Origin of the sequence: Amycolatopsis nivea, assembly GCF_004522235.1 — a bacterium.
Classification (GTDB): domain Bacteria; phylum Actinomycetota; class Actinomycetes; order Mycobacteriales; family Pseudonocardiaceae; genus Amycolatopsis; species Amycolatopsis nivea.
The window spans coordinates 47124-66431 of record NZ_SDLT01000008.1; the positions used below are offsets into that span (position 1 = coordinate 47124).

Genomic DNA, 19308 nt, shown 5'->3' on the forward strand with positions numbered 1-19308 from the left:
GGGTAGCGGGACGCGCCTCAGCGGGCCGAGCCCTGGGGGACGGGGACGCGGTGCAGCACCGCGCGGACCACGTCGGTCGCCGAACGGCGGGCGGCGTGCGCCTCGGTGGTGAGCACCAGCCGGTGCGCCAGCACGGGCACGGCGACCGTGTGCAGGTCGTCGGGCACCACGTAGTCGCGCCCGGACAGCGCGGCCTGCGCGCGTGCGGCCCGGACCAGGTGCAGCGTCGCCCGCGGCGAGGCGCCGAGCCGGATCTCCGGCACCTGCCGGGTCGCCGACACGACGTCGACGGCGTACCGGCGGACCTCCGGCGCGATGTGCACGCCGCGGACGGTCTCGATCAGCCGCAGCATCGTCTCGCCGTCGGACACCGGCTCCAGGTCCGCGAGCGGGTTGTGCCCGGAGTGCTCGTCGACCATGGCCAGTTCGGCCTGCTGGTCGGGGTAGCCGATGGACACCCGCGCGGTGAACCGGTCGCGCTGGGCCTCGGGCAGCGCGTAGGTGCCCTCCATCTCGATCGGGTTCTGCGTCGCGATGACCATGAACGGCGCGCCGAGCCGGTAGGTGCTCGTGTCGACCGTGACCTGGTGCTCCTCCATGCACTCCAGCAGCGCGGACTGCGTCTTCGGCGAGGCCCGGTTGATCTCGTCGCCGACCACGATGTTCGCGAACACCGGGCCGGGCCGGAACTCGAACTCGCCGGTCTGCCGGTTGTAGATGGAGACGCCGGTGACGTCGCTGGGCAGCAGGTCGGGCGTGAACTGCACGCGGCTGACGGTGCAGTCGATCGAGCGCGCGAGCGCCTTCGCGAGCGAGGTCTTGCCGACGCCCGGCACGTCCTCGACGAGCAGGTGACCCTCGGCCAGGAGGGTCACCAGCGCGATCCGGATGACGTCCGGCTTGCCGACGAGGACGCGTTCCACGTTCGCGGCGATCCGGCGCGCGGCGTCGTGCAGTTCGCCGAGCCCGGCCGCCGGGACCGCTGCCAGCCCGTCCGGGGACTCGACCGCCGGGTACGGCGGCTGCCCGGACCCGTTGCCGTGACCTCCGGCGGGGGAAGCGGACTGGATTCTCGACGTCACTCGACCTCCTGGTGGCGCAATGGCTGGGCGGGAACCGGCGGGGATGCGCGCCTGCCCAGCGTGCTCCCCAGTGTGTCAAACCCGGGAGAACCGGGCGGCGGAACCCCGAGATCGTTTCATGGTGACGCCCAGCCACCTCAGCACTCCTTCTTACGGGTGATTATGAGGCATTTTCAGGTGATCCCGCTGACCGTATGCACTGTCGTATGCTCCGAAACGAAGTCGCCCGACCACGGTTCGACGTCGGAAGAGGTGCATCCGCGCATGAGCGAGGCCGAGGCGGAACGGAAAGCCGGGCTCCCGGGACTGTCCGGCGGCCGGTTCGCGGTCACGCCCGAACTGGCGACCGCGACGTACGCGAAGCTCGGCGAGCTGCAGGACGTCGTCGGCGAGATGGTCCGCGAGGCCGCGGTGCTCGGCCGGTCGGTGCCGCTGGGCGGCGGGTACGCCGGCGAGGTCGGCGCTTTCATGGCGAAGTACGGCCTCGGCCGCGACGGTTCGGCGGTCGACAGCCTCACCGCGTTCGGGAAGGAAATCGCCGGGCTGAAGAAACGCATCGGCGGCGCGCTCGAGAAATACCGCGACCAGGACAGCGAAGCCGCCGAAGGCGTGGACTGCACCGGTGGCTGACCGTTCCGCGGCGCGCGCCGCGCTCCTTTTTCTCCCGCTCGCCGGGCTGACGATGCTCGTTTCCTGCGGCCGGATGCCCGGCCTCTCGCACGCCGCGCCCGCCGACGGAGGCCCGCCCGCTCCGCCGCCGTCCTCCTCCGCTCCTTCGCTGGCCAAGCTCGACCCCTGCACGCTGCTCTCGCCGCAGGACCGGTCGTCGGCCGGGCTCACCGGGCAGGGCAAGCCGAAGACGATCGGCGAGGCGCGCGCCTGCGACTGGACGGTGCCCTCGACCTTCGGCGTCACCGTCACCCTCGACGAAACCAACGGGCTGGCCAACCTCGACCTCTCCGACGGCAAGCGCACCAAGAAGGAGGTCGGCTCGCACCAGGCGGTGCAGGTGTCCGGCCGCCGCGGCACGTGCGCGGTGCTGCTCGACGTCGGCGGCGCGCAGAGCGTGCAGGTCGACGTGAACAACGCGAACTTCGCCGACTCGGACCTCGCCTGCTCGCGGGCGGGCGACGTGGCCGGGCTGGTCGAGCCGAAGCTGCCGTGAACCCCGTGCGAGGAGGAAAGTCGTGACCGACACCCCGGCCCCCGAGCCGACGGCCCGGTACGAAGCGTTCAGCCACGCGGCGCTGGCCGCGCAGGCGGTCGACGGCAACGACCCGGCCGCGGCCGGCGAGTCGGGCACGCGGTGGGCCGGGCTGTCGCAGCGGCTCGAGGACTCGCTCGGCGGGCTGATCGCGCTGTCCGCGGGCAGCGAGGAAGCCTGGCAGGGCGACGCCGGCGACGCGATGCGGAAAGTGCTCGGCAAGGCGTCCGGCTGGCTGGCCGAAACCTCCGTGGTGTCGGCGAAGGTCGGGGAGGCCGTGCAGGGACAGGCCGAGGTCGCCGCCCGGGCGCGCGCGGACATGCCCGCGCCGGTGGACTTCGACCCGGCGGCGATGATCCGGTCCGCCGCGGCGAGCGGGGACCTGGTGCGGCTGGCCGGGCTGTCGTCCGCGATGGACGAGCGGCGCGCCGAAGCCGAAGCTGCCCGGCAGAAGGCGATCGACGTCCTGCGCACCCGTGACACGGCGTTGCGCGGACTCCTGCCCGAAGGCGAGTTCCCCGCGGTCCCGCCGCTCGGCGCGGGGCCGGCTTGATCAGCCTGTCGGCGTCCGCGTTCGACATCGTCTGGGCCGACCTCGGCCTCGACGCCCCGCCCGCGCCGCTGGCGGTGCGCAGCGTGGGGGAGACCGACGCCGACCGCTCCGCGATCCGCGCGGAGGTCTACCGGAACCTCGGCGACCGCGGCCTCTTCGACGGCCGTCTCGACGCCGCGCTGGAGAACAGCCTCCGCGTGCTGGCGTCCGCGGAACGGTATGTGGAGTGCGAGGCGCTCGCCGACATGACCGCCGACGAACCGTTCCGCGCGGTCGCCGCTCTTCGCGGACGGAACGCGGTGCTGGCGGTGCAGCCGGCGCGGACGATCGGCGTGCGCGGCATCGGGGAGAGCGAACTGGCCTCGGCGATCGTCGACGTGCTGCCCGAACTCTCGGCCGGACCCGGTTACGGCGTCCGGCTGCCCGCGGCGGGGGAGCCGCCGGGCGGCGCGCAGGGGGAGGAGCTGCGGGCGATCCAGTCCCGGCCGGTGTACGCGGCGGGCCAGTTCACCGTCCACGTCCGCGACCGGGCGGGCAAACTCACCAGGACCGGCGGGCTGACCTGGTTCGACACGGACGCCGGGGCTTATTCGGCGGTGAGCTCGCCGGGGCGCGGCGGGCAGGAGTGGGTGACGGTGTCCCCGGTCGACAGCGCGCGGCTGGCCGAGCGGGTCATGGAGCTGGTGCCGCGCTGACCCGGCGCGTCTGAAGTGGACGGTGGCGGCCGCGCCGGTGTCGCGAGTGGACGGTCGACCGGCTGGCAGCGGACTCGTGCGCGGCGATGCCGGTTCTCAGCGGCATCGCCACTCACGACCGCGGTTGGCCGCCGCTTGCGCCGGACTCCCCGCCGAGCCCCACCCGGCTGGCCCCACCACCAGGCCTCGCCGCGGCTCCCCACCTGCCCCCATGGCGGCCCCCACCAAGCCCCACTCGCTTTGCATCGCGCACTTCCCGGACCTCGCGCCGACTCCCCACGACGCCCCCCACCAGGCCCCACCGCGGCTCCCCACCCCGCTCCACCCGCGTCCCCACCAGCCCCCACCGGTTCCCCCACCCGTCCCCACCACGGGTCCCCACGCTGCCGAAACGCGGACGTTTCAGACCTTCCGAGGTTGCGGGAGACCCCGGTGCGGGGGATCTTCGCCACGGTCCCCCCACCGCGCCCCCACCTGGACCCACCTCCGTGACCTGCGCAAACGCGCCACCCGACGGAGTGGTACGCGCGCAAGACTCGTTGACTGTGGTGAAAAGTGGGGTACGGTGGTGGCCAGTGGGGCGGAAGGGAGCCCCCGAGCCGGGACCGGGCGGGGAGCCAACCGGATCCGGTAGGGAGGTGGAGGCCGGTGTTCCTCGGCACCCACACCCCGAAGCTGGACGACAAAGGGCGGCTCACGCTGCCCGCGAAGTTCCGCGAAGCCTTGGCAGGCGGGCTGATGGTCACCAAGGGGCAGGACCACTGTCTCTTCGTCTTCCCCCGAGCCGAGTTCGAGCAGATGGCCAGGAAGGTCGCCGAAGCCCCGTTCACCAACGAGGCGGTGCGGGCCTACCAGCGCTACCTGTTCGCGGGGACGGACGAGCAACGTCCGGACGGGCAAGGGCGCGTCGCCATCGCGCCGGAGCTGCGCCGGTACGCGGGGCTCAACAAGGAGTGCGTGGTGATCGGCGCGATCACCCGGCTCGAGATCTGGGACGCCCAGGCGTGGCAGGGCTACCTGGACGAACACGAGGACAGCTACGCACAGGCTCGGGAGGAAGTTCTGCCGGGCGTCTTCTAGGAGACGCCCTGAGCGCACCTGCGTCGTCGGGGGACGCGGGTACGCCGTTCGACGCGGATGCCGTGAGGCCTCTGTCCGCTCTTTGACCCTGGCGCACCTTCCCCGGTGCCAGGTCAGCAAGCGGGCGGGCAGGGACCTGACGGCATCCGCCGCATCTTCCCCGGAAACACTCGCGGCAGAAAGGGGGAAGACATGGCGGACGAAGCCGAGCACGTACCGGTGCTGCTGGACCGCATCGTCGAGCTGTTCGCCCCCGCGCTGGCGGATCGCGACGCCGTTCTCGTCGACGCGACCGTCGGCCTCGGCGGCCATTCCGACGCGCTGCTCGCCGCGTTCCCCCGGCTCCGGCTGATCGGTCTCGACCGCGATCCGGCCGCGCTCGAGCGCTCCGCGGAGCGGCTCGCGCGGCACGGCGACCGCGTCGACCTGGTCCACACTGTCTACGACGGACTGCCCGAAGCGGTGTCCGGACTCGGACTGTCCCAAGTGGACGGCATCCTGTTCGACCTCGGCGTCTCGTCGATGCAGCTCGACCGCACCGAACGCGGGTTCGCCTACTCGCAGGACGCGCCGCTCGACATGCGGATGGACCCGACCACCGGCTTCACCGCGGCCGACGTGCTCAACACCTACGCGCCCGGCGAGCTGATCCGGATCCTGCGCGACTACGGCGAGGAACGGTTCGCGCAGCGGATCGTCCGCGCCGTGGTGGCGGAACGGGAGAAGGAACCGTTCACCCGCAGCGGAAGGCTGGTCGAACTGCTCTACTCCGCGGTGCCCGCGGCGAGCAGGCGCACCGGCGGGCATCCGGCGAAGCGCACGTTCCAGGCGCTGCGGATCGAGGTCAACGGCGAGCTGGAAGTGCTGCGCCGGGCGATGCCCGCGGCGCTGGGCACGCTGGCGATGGACGGCCGGATCGTCGTCGAGTCCTATCAGTCCCTCGAGGACCGGCTGGTCAAGCAGGCGCTCGCGGAACTGGCGAAATCCCGGACGCCGGAAGGGCTTCCGGTCGAACTGCCCGGGCACGGGCCGGAACTGAAGCTCCTCACCCGGGGAGCGGAGAAGGCCGGCGAGCGCGAGATCGAGCACAACCCGCGGGCCGCCTCGGTACGGCTGCGTGCAGCACAACGGATCGGAGAGCCGCGATGACCGCACCTACGAAGTCCCGCCGCTCGTCGTCGACCGCTGCGGAGCGGGCACCGCGGAACACCGTCGCCGAGACCGACGCTCCGGCGCGGCGGCGCACGACGGCGGCCGAGCGCGCGTACGCCCGGCGGGCGCAGCGGGCCGACCTGCTGCGCCAGCGTGCGCCGAAAAAGCCGGTCGCGGAACCGGAACGGGTCGAGACCAAGACCGTGCGCACGCGGTTCCAGCTGCGCTGGCCGCGTTCGCGCGCGTCGTTCGTGCTCGTGATGATGGGGCTGCTGGCGGTCGGGGTCGCCGCGACGCTGTGGTTCACCACGCAGGCGATCGCCGATTCGTACCGGCTCGAAAAGCTGCGCACGGACAGCGCTTCGCTGATGGAGACGAAGGACCGGCTGGAGCGCGAGGTCGCGAAGGCCCAGTCCCCGGCGTCTCTCGCGCCCGCGGCCAAGCAGTTGGGCATGGTGCCCGGCGGCGACCCGGCGCGCATCGTCGTCGGCAAGGACGGCAAAACGACCGTCGTCGGCGAACCGAAGAAGGCCCAGCCGGACGAGCAGGACACGGCCGCGCCCCCGGCGCAGCCGGCCGCTCCGCCGGAGGGCGGCATCGAAGGCGACCTGTCGGGCACGCCCGCGGGGACCGCAGGAGGGCAGTGATGGCGGCAGGCGGCAACAGCCGTTCCCGGGCGGCGGGCAGCGCGCGGCGGACCTACGCCGCGGGCACCCGCCGCGCGGTCGCGAAACGGGGCAACGGCGGACAGCGCAGCCGGTTCTCCGCGGTGCGCATCATGCTCGTCGTGCTGATGGTGGTGGCGGGCGCGAAACTGGTGCAGGTGCAGTGGTTCGAGGCCCCCGCGCTGTCCGCGGCGGCCGAACGGCAGCGCACGCTCACCATCGACATCCCGGCGCAGCGCGGGTCCATTGTGGACCGCAACGGGGCGAAACTGGCGTTCAGCGTGGAAACCCGCACGCTGTCGGTGAACCTGCGCGCGCTGCACAAGACGATGGACGAGTACGCGAAGAAGTACCCGGACAAGGGCCGCACCTTCGAAACCGAGGTGGCCGGCGCGGCGAAGCTGATCGCGCAGAAAGTCCCGCACCTGACGACGGAGGCCGAACAGCTGGCACTGCTGCACAAACAGCAGTCCTTTACCTACCTCGTCGACAACGTCGAGCCTTCGGTGGCCGACCAGATCGTCAAGAAGTACGCGTGGATCAGCGTGGAGAAGCGCGCCAAACGCGAATACCCGGGCGACAACCTCGCGTCGAACATCGTCGGCCTGGCGAACTGGCGGATGGACGACCCCGACGTGTCGAAGCACAACCTGCACGGCGTGATCGGGCTGGAGAAATCGCGCGACGCGGACCTGGCGGGCACGCCCGGCCGCGAGATCGTGAACACCCAGAACGGCAACGACAACCTGTACCTGCCGGGCACCGAGCACGTGCTCACCGCCGCCGTCCCGGGCTCCGATCTGGAGCTGACCATAGATTCCGACCTGCAGTTCGAACTGCAGCGCCAGCTGGCCGACTACGTCGCGAAGGCGAACGCCAAGGGCGGCCAGGCGGTCATCATGGACGCGAAGACGTCCGAGGTGTACGCGCTGGCCGACGCGAGCACGTTCAACCCGAACGACCCGTCCACGATCAAGGACGACCTGCTCAACAACCGCCCGGTCACCACGCCGTACGAGCCCGGTTCGGTGAACAAGGTGGTCACCGCGACCGCGGCGATCGACGACAAGATCGCCACGCCCACCTCGACGCTGGAGGTGCCGGGCTCGATCAAGGTCGCCGACCGGACCGTCCACGACGCGTGGGTGCACGGCACGCAGACGTTCACCACCACCGGCGTGTTCGCGAAATCCTCCAACGTCGGCACGCTGGAACTCGCGCAGCAGGTCGGCCCGGACCGGTACCTCGCGCTGCTGAAGAAGTTCGGCATCGGGCAGAAGACCGGCATCGGCCTTCCCGGCGAGAGCTCCGGTTACGTGCCGCCGCGCAAGGACTGGTCGGCGTCCACGTTCGGCAACCTGCCGATCGGGCAGGGCCTTTCGATGACCGTCGTGCAGATGGCCGGGATGTACCAGGCGATCGCGAACGACGGCCTGCGCGTCGAGCCGCGGATCGTGAAGGCGAAGAAGAACCCGGACGGCACGGTCACGCCGGAAGCGCCGCCGAAGACCGAGCGCGTGGTCAGCCCGGAGACCGCGAAAACGGTGCGGGACATGCTGCGCGCGGTGGTGCAGAACGCGAAGAGCCCGAACGCGGGCACCGCGCCCTCGGCCGGGCTGGAGGGCTACCAGATCTCCGGCAAGACCGGCACCGGCCAGCAGATCGACCCGCGCACCAAGGCGTACAGCTCGAGCCTGGCGAACATCACCTTCGCCGGGATCCTGCCCGCCGACCACCCGCGGTTCGTCGTCGGCATCCGGCTCGACGCGCCGGACACCACGTTGCCCGCCGGGCATTCCGCGGGCCCGCTGTTCCACTCGATCGCGTCGTACCTGTCGCAGCGGTACCAGATTCCGCTGTCCGACGGCCCGTCGCCGGTGGTGCCGCTCGTCGTCGGCTGACCGCCCCGGCCGCATCGGTTGTCCGTGAAGGGATCCTTGAGGGAATCCGATTCCCGCAAGGAGCCCTTCACGCATTTCCGCGGGGAGCAGGGCGGCCGCCGCTGGTGTGCACCGCACTGCGCGTCGGGTGCGTTCACTGCGGCCGACATAGCGGCCAGGCGGCGAATGCGGACGCACCGCAGGCGGCGGATCCGGGCCGGAACGCGCGCCGATCGTCCACACGGGCCGGTGCGGCGCCGGGGAAAGGGTTGCGCCGCAACGATCTTGACCGCCCCGCCTACCACACCCGGGGCGGGGGCGCGCGTTCGCCGTACCGCGTTGGGTCACCCGGATCCGGCCTCGGTAACCTCTCCGGCGTGTCCGTGTCCTCGTCCCAGCCCCGAAGCGGGCCCGCTGCCGCGTCGCTGCCGGACAGCCCGGCCAAGGCGGCCGCCGCGCCGCCCCGCCCGGCCCGGATCGACCCGGTCCCGCTGGCCACTCTGCTCGCCCGTGCGGGAGCCCGGCTGATCGCCGACCGTCCTGAGGCCGCCGACCTCACCGTCACCGGCACCACGCTGCGTGCGCAGCACGTGCTCCCCGGTGATTTGTTCGCCGGCCTCCCCGGAGCCCGCGCGCACGGCGCCGACTTCAGCGACCAGGCCCTCGCCGCCGGAGCCGCGGCCGTCCTGACCGACCCGAGCGGAGCCGACCGGCCCGCGCTGCGCGACGCGCCGGTGCCGGTCCTCGTGCACCCGGACCCGCGCGCCGCGCTCGGCGAGATCGCCGCGTGGATCTACGGCGAGCCGTCGCTGAGCCTGTCCGTGCTCGGCGTCACCGGCACCTCCGGCAAGACCACCACCTCCTACCTGGTCGACTCGGGCCTGCGCGCCGCCGGCCGCACCACCGGCCTGATCGGCACGGTCGAGACCCGGATCGCGGGCGAGCGCCTCGCCAGCGGGTTCACCACGCCGGAGGCCCCCGACCTGCAGGCGCTGCTCGCGGTGATGCTGGAGCGCGGCGTCACGCACGTGCCGATGGAGGTGTCCAGCCACGCGCTGGCGCTCGGCCGGGTCAACGGCACCCGGTTCGCGGTGGGCGCGTTCACCAACCTGTCGCAGGACCACCTCGATTTCCACAAGGACATGGAGGAGTACTTCGCCGCCAAGTCCCTGCTGTTCGACGGCCGCTCGACCACCGAGGTCGTCGTGGTCGACAGCGCGTGGGGGCAGGCGCTGCTCACGCCGCAGACGGTGACCGTCTCGATCGAGGCCGGCGCCGACGCCCTGTGGCGGGCCGCCGACATCGCGGCGACCCCGGCGGGGGAGCAGACCTTCACGCTGCTCGGGCCGGACGGGATCGGCCGCGCGGCGAAGATCCCGCTGCCGGGCACGTTCAACGTCGCCAACGCGGTGCTCGCCGCGGCGATTCTGGACAGCGCGGGCATCGACGCCGACGACATCGTCGCCGGGCTCGCCGCGGTGGAGGTGCCCGGCCGGATGGAGCGGGTGTACCTCGGCCAGGAGTTCACCGCGGTGGTCGACTACGCGCACAAACCGGCCGCCGTGGCGCAGGGCCTCGACGCCCTGCGCGCCCGCACCGACGGCCGGATCATCACCGTGCTCGGCTGCGGCGGCGACCGCGACACCGCGAAGCGCCCGATGATGGGCGAGGCCGCGGTGCGCCGCAGCGATCTGCTGATCGTCACCGACGACAACCCGCGTTCGGAGGACCCGGCCGCGATCCGCGCCGCGATGATGGCCGGCGCCCGCGCGGTCGGGCCCGCGGCCGGCGGCGAGGTCGTGGAGATCGGCGACCGGCGCGAGGCGATCGCGTCCGCGGTGTCGCTCGCCCGGCCGGGGGACATCGTCCTGATCGCAGGCAAGGGCCACGAGACCGGCCAGGAGATCCAGGGTGTGGTGCACCCGTTCTCCGACCGGGACGAACTGGAGGCCGCCATCCGCAAGCGTCTCGAGGTGACCGCGTGATCGAGCTGAGCCTGGCCGAGATCGCCGACGTCGTCGGCGGCAGGCTGCACCGCACCGACGGATCCGCTGTCGTGACCGGCAGCGTCGAATTCGACACCCGCGAGCTCGGCCCCGGCGGGCTGTTCCTCGCCCTGCCCGGCGAACGCGTCGACGGGCACGATTTCGCCGCGAAGGCGGTCCAGGCCGGCGCGGTCGGCGTGCTCGCCGCGCGCGAGGTCGACGCGCCGGCGATCGTCGTGCCGCCGCTGCCGCCGGGACAGGGCAACGCCGGGTCGGTCGCGCTGACCGGCGACAAAGACGGCTCCGGCGCCGCCGTGCTGGCCGCGCTGGCCAAGCTGGCCCGGCACGTCGTCGACCGGCTGGCGGCGGGCGGGCTGACCGTCATCGGCGTCACCGGCTCGTCCGGCAAGACCTCGACCAAGGACGTCATCGCGCAGCTGATCGAGCCGATGGGCCCGACGGTCGCGCCGCCCGGGTCGTTCAACAGCGAGCTGGGCCATCCGTGGACCGCGCTGCGCGCCGACGCGTCGACCAGGTTCCTCGTGCTGGAGATGTCCGCGCGCGGGGTCGGGCACATCGCCGCGGCCGCCGAGACGACGCCGCCGCGGATCGGCGCGGTGCTCAACGTCGGCAGCGCGCACGTCGGCGAGTTCGGCTCGCGCGAGGGCATCGCGAAGGCCAAGGGCGAGCTGGTCGAGGCGCTGCCGGAAGACGGCCTGGCGGTGCTGAACCTCGACGACCCGCTCGTCTCGGCCATGGCGAGCCGCACGAAGGCCCGCGTCGTGGGCGTGGGGGAGTCGGCCGGGGCGCAGGTCCGGGCCGCCGACATCACCGTCGACGACGAGGCCCGCCCGTCCTTCCGGCTGATCACGCCCGAGGGCGAGGCCCAGGTGACGCTGCCGCTGCACGGCGAGCACCACGTCGGCAACGCGCTGTCGGCCGCCGCCATCGCCCGCGAGCTCGGCGCGACCACCGAGGAGATCGCGCAGCGGCTGTCGTCGCTGCAGCGGCGCTCGGAGCGCCGGATGGACGTCACCACCCGCGCGGACGGCGTCACGATCCTCAACGACTCGTACAACGCCAACCCGGAATCGGTCCGGGCCGGCCTGAAGGCGCTCGCCTCGATGAGCCGCTCCGGCCGCCGCGCGTGGGCGGTGCTCGGCGTGATGGGCGAGCTGGGCGAGGACTCGGTGACCGCGCACGACTCGATCGGGCGGCTCGTGGTCCGGCTCAACATCGAGAAGCTCGTCGTGGTCGGCCAGGACGCGGCCGCCATGCACCAGGGCGCGTTCCAGGAGGGTTCCTGGGGCGAGGAGTCGGTGCTGGTACCCGATGTCGAGGCCGCCGTCGCCGTGCTGCATGATCAGCTCCGTCCCGGGGACGTGGTGCTGGTCAAGGCGTCCAAGGCCGCCGGTCTGTGGCGGGTGGCCGAGGCGCTGCTGGCCGAACCCGGGAACCTCTCTTCCTCGTCTTCCGAACGCTCGAACGGTGGTCACGCGTGATCAACATCATGATCGCGGCCGCGGCGGGTCTGCTGGTCTCGATCCTGCTCACGCCTTACCTCATCCGGGTCTTCTCGCGGCAGGGCTTCGGCCAGGAGATCCGCGAGGAAGGCCCGCAGGGGCACAAGTCGAAGCGCGGCACGCCGACCATGGGCGGCGTCGCGATCATCATCGCGATGGTCGTCGGCTACTTCGTCGCGCACCTGATCACCTGGATCGGCAACTCGCGCTCGGCCGCGCCCTCGGCGTCCGGCCTGCTCGTGCTGATGCTCGCGGTGGGGCTCGGCGTGGTCGGCTTCCTCGACGACTTCATCAAGATCCGCAAGCAGCGCAACCTCGGGCTGAACAAGACCGCGAAGCTGGTCGGCCAGCTCGTGGTCACCATCCTGTTCGCGGTGCTGTCGCTGCAGTTCAAGGACGCGCAGGGGCTCACCCCGGCGTCGCAGAGCCTGTCCTACGTCCGCGACCTGGCGCTGATCACGTTCCCGTCGGTCGTGTTCGTGATCTTCTGCTACATCGTCATCTCCGGCTGGTCGAACGCGGTGAACTTCACCGACGGCCTCGACGGCCTGGCGGGCGGCGCGGCGGCGATGGTGCTCGCGACGTACGTGGTCATCTCGTTCTGGCAGGCCCGGCTCTCCTGCTCGACCCAGCCGCTCCCGGCCTGCTACGACGTGCGCGACCCGCTCGACCTCGCGGTCGTCGCGGCCGCCGCCACCGGGGCCTGCATCGGGTTCCTGTGGTGGAACGCGGCTCCGGCGAAGATCTTCATGGGCGACACCGGGTCGCTCGCCCTCGGCGGCCTGGTCGCCGGGCTGTCCATGACCACCCGCACCGAACTGCTCGCCATCGTCATCGGCGGCCTGTTCATGGTCGAGATGATCTCGGTGGTCACGCAGATCGCGGTCTTCCGCACGACGCGGCGGCGGCTGTTCCGGATGGCGCCCTTCCACCACCACTTCGAGCTCGCCGGGTGGGCGGAAACCACGGTGATCATCCGGTTCTGGCTGCTCTCGGCGATCTGCTGCATGTTCGGGCTCGGGCTGTTCTACAGCGAGCAGCTCAACTTCGGAGGCTGAGCCTTGCAGCTTGAGGGCAAACACGTTCTCGTCGCGGGCGCGGGCGTCACCGGGAAATCGGTCGTCCCCGTGCTGCGCGAACTGGGCGCGCGGGTCACGGTCACCGACGGCAACGCCGAGCGGCTCGCCGAACTGGAGGACCTGGACGCCGAGCTGGTCCCCGGCCTCACTGAACCGCCGGCGGACACCGCGCTCGTGGTGACCAGCCCCGGCTGGCGGCCGACGTCCCCGCTGCTGGTCGCGGCGGCCGAGGCGGGCGTCGAGGTGATCGGCGACGTCGAGCTGGCGTGGCGGATCGGGCAGCTGCGCGAGCATCCGCCCGCGTGGCTGGTCATCACCGGCACGAACGGCAAGACGACCACGGTCGGGATGCTGGAGTCGATCCTGCGCGCGGCCGGCGCGGACGCGGTGGCCTGCGGGAACGTCGGCTATCCGGTGCTGGACGCGGTCCGCGGCGGGCACCAGGTGCTGGCCGTCGAGCTGTCGAGCTTCCAGCTGCACTGGTCGTCCACGATCGCGCCGGACGCGTCGGTGGTGCTGAACCTCGCCGAGGACCACCTCGACTGGCACGGCTCGATGGAGGAGTACGCCGCCGCGAAGGGCCGCGCGCACGAGCGTTCGCGCGCCGTCGTGCACAACGTGGACGACCCGTGGTCCGCGCGGATCGCCGAGGAGCACGCGCCGGACGGCGCCCGGCGGATCGGGTTCGTGCTCGACACCCCGCGCGCCGGCGAACTGGGCCTGGTCGAAGACCTGCTGGTGGACCGTGCTTTCGGGGCCGACCCGGAGACGAGCGCGGAGGAACTGGCCGAGATCGCCGACGTCCGCCCGGCCGGACCGCACAACCTCGCGAACGCGCTCGCCGCGGCCGCGCTCGCCCGCGCGCACGGCGTGACTCCGGAGGCGGTGCGCGCGGGGCTTCGCGCTTACGAGCCCGCGCCGCACCGCGCGGTGGAGGTCGCCGAGGTCGGCGGAGTCCGCTACGTCAACGACTCGAAGGCCACCAACCCGCACGCCGCGCTCGGCTCGCTGCTCGCGCACGAAAGCGTGGTCTGGATCGCCGGCGGGCAGCTCAAGGGCGCGTCGGTGGACGAGCTGGTCGCCGCGGTCGGCGGACGGCTGCGCGCCGCCGTGCTGCTGGGCGTCGATTCACCCGTGATCGAGGCCGCTCTCGCGCGACACGCGCCGGATGTCCCGGTCAACCGCCTCCTTCCGGGTGACGATGAGCCCATGACTGCGGCGGTGAATGCGGCCAGCGCCCTGGCTCGTCCTGGTGACGTGGTGCTCCTCGCGCCCGCCGCCGCCTCGCTGGACATGTTCTCCGGCTACGGAGCGCGCGGCGACGCGTTCGAAGCCGCGGTGCGTGCTCTGGACGACGGCGCGGCGGGGGCGGCGGATGACGGTCGTTGACGGAGACAAGCCCCGGCCGCGGCGCGTCCGCAAGGAAAGCCCGTTCGTCGCGCTCCGGACCGCGCTGACCGCCTGGCTGTCGCGGCCGCTGGCGTCGTTCCACCTGGTCCTCGCGCTGACCGGCATCCTCACCGTGATCGGCGCGGTGATGGTGCTGTCCGCGTCGTCGGTGGCCTCCTACAACCCGAAGACCGGCAGCGGCGTGTACGCGCTGTTCTTCCGGCACCTGATGTTCGTCGCGATCGGCGGGATCGTGTTCTGGGTGGGCCTGCGGGTCCGGCTCGAGCGGGTCCGCCGGATGTCGGCGACGATGACGGTCGCCTGCCTCGGCCTGCTGCTGCTGGTGCTGACGCCGCTCGGGTCGACGGTGAACGGCTCGCAGGGCTGGTTCAAGCTCGGCGTGTTCACCTTCCAGCCGGTCGAGGCGGCGAAGGTGGCGCTGGCCTTCTGGGGCGCGCACATCCTGGTGATCAAGTACAACGTGCTGCACCAGTGGCGGCATCTGCTGGTCCCGGTCGTCCCGGTGGCGCTGCTGATGTTCGCGCTGGTGATGCTGCAGCCCGACCTCGGCGGCACGATCACCCTCGCGGTGGTGCTGCTGGGCCTGCTGTGGTTCGCCGGCGCGCCGAAACGGCTCTTCGGGGTGATCCTCGCCGGCGGCCTGAGCGGCGTGCTGGTGCTGGCGATCATCGCGCCCTACCGGCTCGCGCGGGTGATGTCGTTCCTGTCGCCGGACGCGGACACCTCGGCCGAGGGGTTCCAGGCGAACCAGGCCAAGCTGGCGCTCGCCGACGGCGGGCTGTTCGGCAAGGGGCTCGGGCAGGGCGCGTCGAACTGGGGCTACCTGCCGAACGTGCAGAACGACTTCATCTTCGCGCTGATCGGCGAGGAACTGGGCTTCGTGGGCTGCGCGGTCGTGCTGGCGCTGTTCGCCGGCGTGGCCGTCGTCGGCCTGCGGATCGCCACCCGCAACATCGACCCGTGGATCCGGATCGTCGCGGGCACCCTGACGGTGTTCCTCGTCGCGCAGGCGGCCATCAACATCGGCTACGTGGTCGGGCTGCTGCCGGTCACCGGCGTCACGCTGCCGCTGATCTCCTACGGCGGCACGTCGCTCGTGATCACCATGCTCATCATGGGCGTGCTGGCCAACGCCGCGCGGCACGAACCCGAGGCGGTGGCCGCACTGCGCTCGCACGGGCCGGGTAAATTCGGACGCCTGCTGCGGCTGCCCGCGCCCGATCCGTACCGCCCGCCGTCCACCCGCAAGGGAACGCGCGGAGCGGGGACCGGGACGAGGGCGGCCCGGCCGGCGCCGCGTGCGGCCCGGCCCGCACCGGCACAGGAACGCCGCCGGTCGGCGCGGCGGACTACAGCGAACCGCGGTGCCCGGAGCACCGCGAACCGGAGAGGTCATCGGTGAGCAAGCCCGTCAAGGGAACGCAGCGGTCGGCAGCGGGCCGGGCGCCGGTCGTCGTGGTCGCGGGCGGGGGCACCGCCGGGCACATCGAGCCCGCGCTCGCGCTGGCGGACGCCGTGAAGCGGCTGCGCCCGGACGCCGAGGTGATCGCCCTCGGCACGGAACGCGGACTGGAGAACAAGCTCGTGCCCGCGCGCGGGTACCCGCTGGAGCTGATCCCGCCGGTCCCGATGCCGCGCAAGCCGACGCCGGAGCTGCTCCGGCTGCCGCTGAAGGTGCGCGATTCGGTCCGCCGCACCCGCGAGGTGCTCGACCGGGTGCACGCGGACGTCGTGGTCGGCTTCGGCGGCTACGTCGCGCTGCCGGCGTACCTCGCCGCGCGCGGCCGCACGCCGATCGTGGTGCACGAGGCGAACAAGTCGGCCGGGCTGGCCAACAAGGTCGGCGCTCGGTTCGCGTCCCGCGTCGCGGTCGCGGTGCCGGGCACGCCGCTGCCGAAGGCCGAGGTGGTCGGCATTCCGCTGCGCCGCTCGATCACGTCGCTGGACCGGGCCGCGCTGCGCGCCGAGGCCCGCGCATTCTTCGAGCTGGACCCGGACGCGCCGACGCTGCTGGTGTTCGGCGGTTCGCAGGGCGCGGCGTCGATCAACTCGGCGGTTTCCGGTGCGGCGAAGGACTTCGCCGAGGCGGGCGTCGGCGTGCTGCACGCGCACGGGCCGAAGAATTCCCTTGTGGTGCAAGAGTTTCCCGGCCGCCCGCCGTACGTGCCGGTGCCGTACCTGGAGCGGATGGACCTGGCCTACGCCGCGGCGGACGCGGTGGTGTGCCGGTCCGGCGCGATGACCGCGGCCGAGGTGTCCGCGGTCGGGCTGCCCGCGGTGTTCGTCCCGCTGCCGCACGGCAACGGCGAGCAGGCGGTCAACGCCCAGCCCGCGGTCGACGCCGGCGCCGCGCTGATGGTCGCCGACGCCGACCTCACCGCGGAGAAGGTCGCCGAACTGGTGATCCCGCTGGTGACCGACGCCGACCGGGTCGCCGCGATGAGCGCGGCCGCCGTCGGGCTCGGCCACCGCGAGGCCGACGAAACCCTCGCCCGCATCGTTTTGGAGGCCGCCGGTGCCTGACACGCCCGAACTGCCCGCGCAGCTGCGCCGGGCGCACCTGATCGGGATCGGCGGGGCCGGGATGTCCGGCATCGCGCGGATCCTGCTCGCCCGCGGCGCGGCCGTGTCCGGGTCGGACGCCAAGGAATCGCGCGCGCTGCTTTCGCTGCGCGCGCAGGGCGCGACGCTGTTCGTCGGCCAGACCGCGGAGAACCTCGCCGAGCTGGCCGAACCGCCGTCGGCCGTCGTGGTGTCGACCGCGATCAAGGAGACCAACCCGGAACTCGCCGCGGCCCGCGAGCGGGGCATCCCGGTGCTGCACCGCGCGCAGGCGCTTGCCGGGCTGATGGCCGGGCACCGCGTCGCGTGCATCGCGGGAACGCACGGCAAGACGTCGACCACGTCGATGCTCACCGTGGCGCTGCAGAACTGCCGGATGGACCCGTCGTTCGCGATCGGCGGCGACCTCAACGAATCCGGGGCCAACGCGCACCACGGCGAGGGCGGCGTGTTCGTCGCGGAAGCCGACGAGAGCGACGGCTCCTTCCTCACCTACACGCCGTCGGTGGCGGTGGTGACGAACGTCGAGCCCGACCACCTCGACCACCACGGCACCGCCGAGGCGTACGTGAAGGTGTTCAGCGACTTCGTCGGCCAGATCGAGCCGGGCGGGCTGCTGATCGTGTGCGCGGACGACGAGGGCGCGGCCCGGCTCGGCGACGAGGCTGCCGCCGCCGGGGTACGGGTGCGCCGCTACGGCCGTGCCGCTTCCGGCGAAGGCGACGTGCGCGTGCTCGACTACACGCCCGCGCCGGACGGTGGCGTCGTGCGGATCGCGCTGGACGGCGAAGAACACGACCTGCGGGTCGCGGTGCCGGGCGAGCACATGGCGCTCAACGCGGTCGCCGCGCTGCTCGCCGGGCTCGAACTCGGCGCGCCGCTGGACGGCATGGCCGCCGGGCTCGCCGCGTTCGGCGGGGTGCGCCGCCGGTTCGAGTTCAAGGGCCGCGCGGGCGACGTCCGGGTGTACGACGACTACGCGCACCACCCGACCGAGGTGGCCGCGCAGCTGCGCGCGGTGCGCACGGCGGCGGGCAGCGGACGGGTCGTCGTGGTGTTCCAGCCGCACCTGTACTCGCGCACGCAGACTTTCGCCGCCGAGTTCGCCGAAGCGTTGTCGCTGGCCGACGAGGTCGTGGTGCTCGACGTGTTCGGCGCGCGCGAGGAGCCGGTGCCGGGCGTGACCGGTGCGCTGATCGCCGACCGGGTGACCGTGCCGGTGCACTACCAGCCCGCCTTCGACGTGGCCGCCGGACTGGTCGCGGACCTCGTCCGGCCGGGCGACCTCGCGATCACCATGGGCGCGGGCGACGTGACGCAGCTCGGCCCGGAGATCCTGGCCGAGCTGGACCGGAGGGCCTCGGGAGCATGACCGGGACCCGGCAGCGCCGTCGCTCGCCCGCGCCTCGCGCGGGCGAGGAGCAGCGTGCCGCCCTGGCCCGGGAACGCCGCGGGCGGCGGACCGAGGAGGAACGCCAGCGCACCCGCGCCCGCACTTCCGCGCGATCAGGCCGCTCGACGCGGGCTTCCGCGCGGAAGTCCCGGCCCTCGCGCGGCAAGGAGATCCGCCGTCGCTGGGTCGCGTTGCTGACCGTGGTCACCCTGGTCGCGCTGGGGTACCTGCTGTTCTTCAGCTCGCTGCTCGCGGTGAAGGCGATCGAGGTGCAGGGCGCGAAAACCGTGTCGGCGGACCAGATTCGCGCGACCGCCGCGGTGCCGCCCGGGCAGCCGATGCTGCGTGCGGACGTCGACGGGATCCGCGACCGGGTGGCGCAGATGCCGGGCATCGCGACGGTCGAAGTGTCCCGGTCGTGGCCGACGACGCTGGAGATCGCGGTGACCGAACGGACCGCGATCGCGTTCTTCGACAGCGGACCCGGCGGCGACGGGGTGCACCTCGTCGACGGCGGCGGGGTCGTGTTCAAGACGGTGAAGACCCGGCCGGTCGGCTTGCCCGAGCTGAAGCTGCCGAAGGTGTCGGTGGACGACCCGGTCACCCGCGCGGTGACCGCAGTGCTCGGGGTGCTGCCGGAGCAGTTGCTGAAGCAGACGAAGACGGTCACCGCGCAGACGCCGGCGAGTGTCGAGTTCACGCTGTCCACCGGCAAGACGGTGCGGTGGGGGAACGCGGAGAACACCGACCGCAAGGCGAAGGTGCTGGCCGCGCTGCTGACGCAGCAGGGGAAGATCTACGACGTTTCCGCGCCGGAGTTGCCGACTATCACCTCGTGAGTGCCGGGTTCTCACCGGCATCAACGCTCACGAGGCGCGGGACCTGGTGACGCAGCCTGCGCGCGGCGGGAGCAACTCGTGCGGGCGGGCGCGGGTGTGCGGGGAGGCAGACGCCGTTCTCACCGGCACCGCCACGCGCGAGGTTTTCGTTGCGCGGACTTCTCGTATGGCGTACGCTTGTCGGGTTCGTACGCCATACGAGAAGG

Annotated in this window: 17 protein-coding genes; 16 read left to right on the forward strand and 1 reads right to left on the reverse strand. The window is 72.6% G+C overall.

Annotated features, from left to right (window positions below):
- Positions 1 to 17: 17 nt before the first annotated feature.
- A complete protein-coding gene (locus tag EIZ44_RS11780; protein ID WP_037812456.1) occupies positions 18 to 1082 on the reverse strand; it encodes an AAA family ATPase in 1065 nt (354 codons plus the stop codon).
- 264 nt (positions 1083 to 1346) lie between these two features.
- Between EIZ44_RS11780 and EIZ44_RS11785 the strand changes: the two genes are divergently transcribed.
- The 16 genes from EIZ44_RS11785 to EIZ44_RS11865 all read left to right on the forward strand — a co-directional run bounded on the left by EIZ44_RS11785 (position 1347) and on the right by EIZ44_RS11865 (position 19102).
- Positions 1347 to 1712, forward strand: a complete 366-nt coding sequence (locus tag EIZ44_RS11785; protein WP_037812795.1) for a hypothetical protein — start codon at positions 1347 to 1349, stop codon at positions 1710 to 1712.
- Positions 1705 to 2247, forward strand: a complete 543-nt coding sequence (locus tag EIZ44_RS11790; protein ID WP_199817620.1) for a DUF3558 domain-containing protein — start codon at positions 1705 to 1707, stop codon at positions 2245 to 2247. Before EIZ44_RS11785 ends, EIZ44_RS11790 begins: the two co-directional genes overlap by 8 nt.
- Positions 2248 to 2269: 22 nt before the next feature.
- Positions 2270 to 2839, forward strand: coding sequence for a PPE domain-containing protein (locus EIZ44_RS11795; RefSeq protein ID WP_037812454.1), 570 nt, complete (start codon positions 2270 to 2272; stop codon positions 2837 to 2839).
- Positions 2836 to 3534, forward strand: coding sequence for an ESX secretion-associated protein EspG (locus tag EIZ44_RS11800; protein WP_134728570.1), 699 nt, complete (start codon positions 2836 to 2838; stop codon positions 3532 to 3534). The genes EIZ44_RS11795 and EIZ44_RS11800 overlap by 4 nt, the downstream gene beginning before the upstream one ends.
- 648 nt (positions 3535 to 4182) lie before the next feature.
- Positions 4183 to 4614 carry a division/cell wall cluster transcriptional repressor MraZ gene (gene mraZ, locus EIZ44_RS11805; protein ID WP_009080393.1) on the forward strand — a complete coding sequence of 144 codons (432 nt, stop codon included), beginning with the start codon at positions 4183 to 4185 and terminating at the stop codon, positions 4612 to 4614.
- Between the two features lie 192 nt (positions 4615 to 4806).
- Positions 4807 to 5763 (forward strand): 16S rRNA (cytosine(1402)-N(4))-methyltransferase RsmH, encoded by a 957-nt coding sequence (gene rsmH, locus EIZ44_RS11810; RefSeq protein WP_043838460.1) that lies wholly within the window; start codon positions 4807 to 4809, stop codon positions 5761 to 5763.
- Positions 5760 to 6413 (forward strand): cell division protein FtsL, encoded by a 654-nt coding sequence (gene ftsL / locus EIZ44_RS11815; RefSeq protein WP_134669154.1) that lies wholly within the window; start codon positions 5760 to 5762, stop codon positions 6411 to 6413. Before rsmH ends, ftsL begins: the two co-directional genes overlap by 4 nt.
- The gene (locus tag EIZ44_RS11820; RefSeq protein ID WP_134728571.1) at positions 6413 to 8332 is read left to right on the forward strand and encodes a peptidoglycan D,D-transpeptidase FtsI family protein; all 1920 of its coding nucleotides are present in this window, start codon (positions 6413 to 6415) and stop codon (positions 8330 to 8332) included. The genes ftsL and EIZ44_RS11820 overlap by 1 nt, the downstream gene beginning before the upstream one ends.
- 404 nt (positions 8333 to 8736) lie before the next feature.
- Complete coding sequence (locus EIZ44_RS11830) at positions 8737 to 10296, forward strand: UDP-N-acetylmuramoyl-L-alanyl-D-glutamate--2,6-diaminopimelate ligase (protein ID WP_134728708.1); 1560 nt, start codon at positions 8737 to 8739, stop codon at positions 10294 to 10296.
- Positions 10293 to 11798 carry a UDP-N-acetylmuramoyl-tripeptide--D-alanyl-D-alanine ligase gene (locus EIZ44_RS11835; RefSeq protein ID WP_134728572.1) on the forward strand — a complete coding sequence of 502 codons (1506 nt, stop codon included), beginning with the start codon at positions 10293 to 10295 and terminating at the stop codon, positions 11796 to 11798. Before EIZ44_RS11830 ends, EIZ44_RS11835 begins: the two co-directional genes overlap by 4 nt.
- The gene (mraY, locus tag EIZ44_RS11840; protein ID WP_037812444.1) at positions 11795 to 12877 is read left to right on the forward strand and encodes a phospho-N-acetylmuramoyl-pentapeptide-transferase; all 1083 of its coding nucleotides are present in this window, start codon (positions 11795 to 11797) and stop codon (positions 12875 to 12877) included. The genes EIZ44_RS11835 and mraY overlap by 4 nt, the downstream gene beginning before the upstream one ends.
- A gap of 3 nt (positions 12878 to 12880) precedes the next feature.
- Positions 12881 to 14287, forward strand: coding sequence for a UDP-N-acetylmuramoyl-L-alanine--D-glutamate ligase (murD, locus tag EIZ44_RS11845; RefSeq protein WP_134728573.1), 1407 nt, complete (start codon positions 12881 to 12883; stop codon positions 14285 to 14287).
- Positions 14274 to 15710, forward strand: a complete 1437-nt coding sequence (gene ftsW / locus EIZ44_RS11850) for a putative lipid II flippase FtsW (RefSeq protein WP_037812789.1) — start codon at positions 14274 to 14276, stop codon at positions 15708 to 15710. Before murD ends, ftsW begins: the two co-directional genes overlap by 14 nt.
- Positions 15707 to 16831: an undecaprenyldiphospho-muramoylpentapeptide beta-N-acetylglucosaminyltransferase gene (gene murG, locus EIZ44_RS11855; RefSeq protein ID WP_037812442.1), complete on the forward strand. Its 1125-nt coding sequence runs from the start codon at positions 15707 to 15709 to the stop codon at positions 16829 to 16831. The genes ftsW and murG overlap by 4 nt, the downstream gene beginning before the upstream one ends.
- A complete protein-coding gene (gene murC / locus EIZ44_RS11860; RefSeq protein WP_134728574.1) occupies positions 16824 to 18242 on the forward strand; it encodes a UDP-N-acetylmuramate--L-alanine ligase in 1419 nt (472 codons plus the stop codon). Before murG ends, murC begins: the two co-directional genes overlap by 8 nt.
- Positions 18239 to 19102: a cell division protein FtsQ/DivIB gene (locus EIZ44_RS11865; protein ID WP_134728575.1), complete on the forward strand. Its 864-nt coding sequence runs from the start codon at positions 18239 to 18241 to the stop codon at positions 19100 to 19102. The genes murC and EIZ44_RS11865 overlap by 4 nt, the downstream gene beginning before the upstream one ends.
- Positions 19103 to 19308 lie beyond the last annotated feature (206 nt).

What these genes read in the sequence shown, in the direction of transcription:
- EIZ44_RS11785 (WP_037812795.1), top strand. Translation starts at nt 1,347, where the DNA reads ATGAGCGAGGCCGAGGCGGAACGGAAAGCCGGGCTCCCGGGACTGTCC.
- EIZ44_RS11865 (WP_134728575.1), top strand. Translation starts at nt 18,239, where the DNA reads ATGACCGGGACCCGGCAGCGCCGTCGCTCGCCCGCGCCTCGCGCGGGC.
- ftsW (WP_037812789.1), top strand. Translation starts at nt 14,274, where the DNA reads ATGACGGTCGTTGACGGAGACAAGCCCCGGCCGCGGCGCGTCCGCAAG.
- ftsL (WP_134669154.1), top strand. Translation starts at nt 5,760, where the DNA reads ATGACCGCACCTACGAAGTCCCGCCGCTCGTCGTCGACCGCTGCGGAG.
- EIZ44_RS11820 (WP_134728571.1), top strand. Translation starts at nt 6,413, where the DNA reads ATGGCGGCAGGCGGCAACAGCCGTTCCCGGGCGGCGGGCAGCGCGCGG.
- rsmH (WP_043838460.1), top strand. Translation starts at nt 4,807, where the DNA reads ATGGCGGACGAAGCCGAGCACGTACCGGTGCTGCTGGACCGCATCGTC.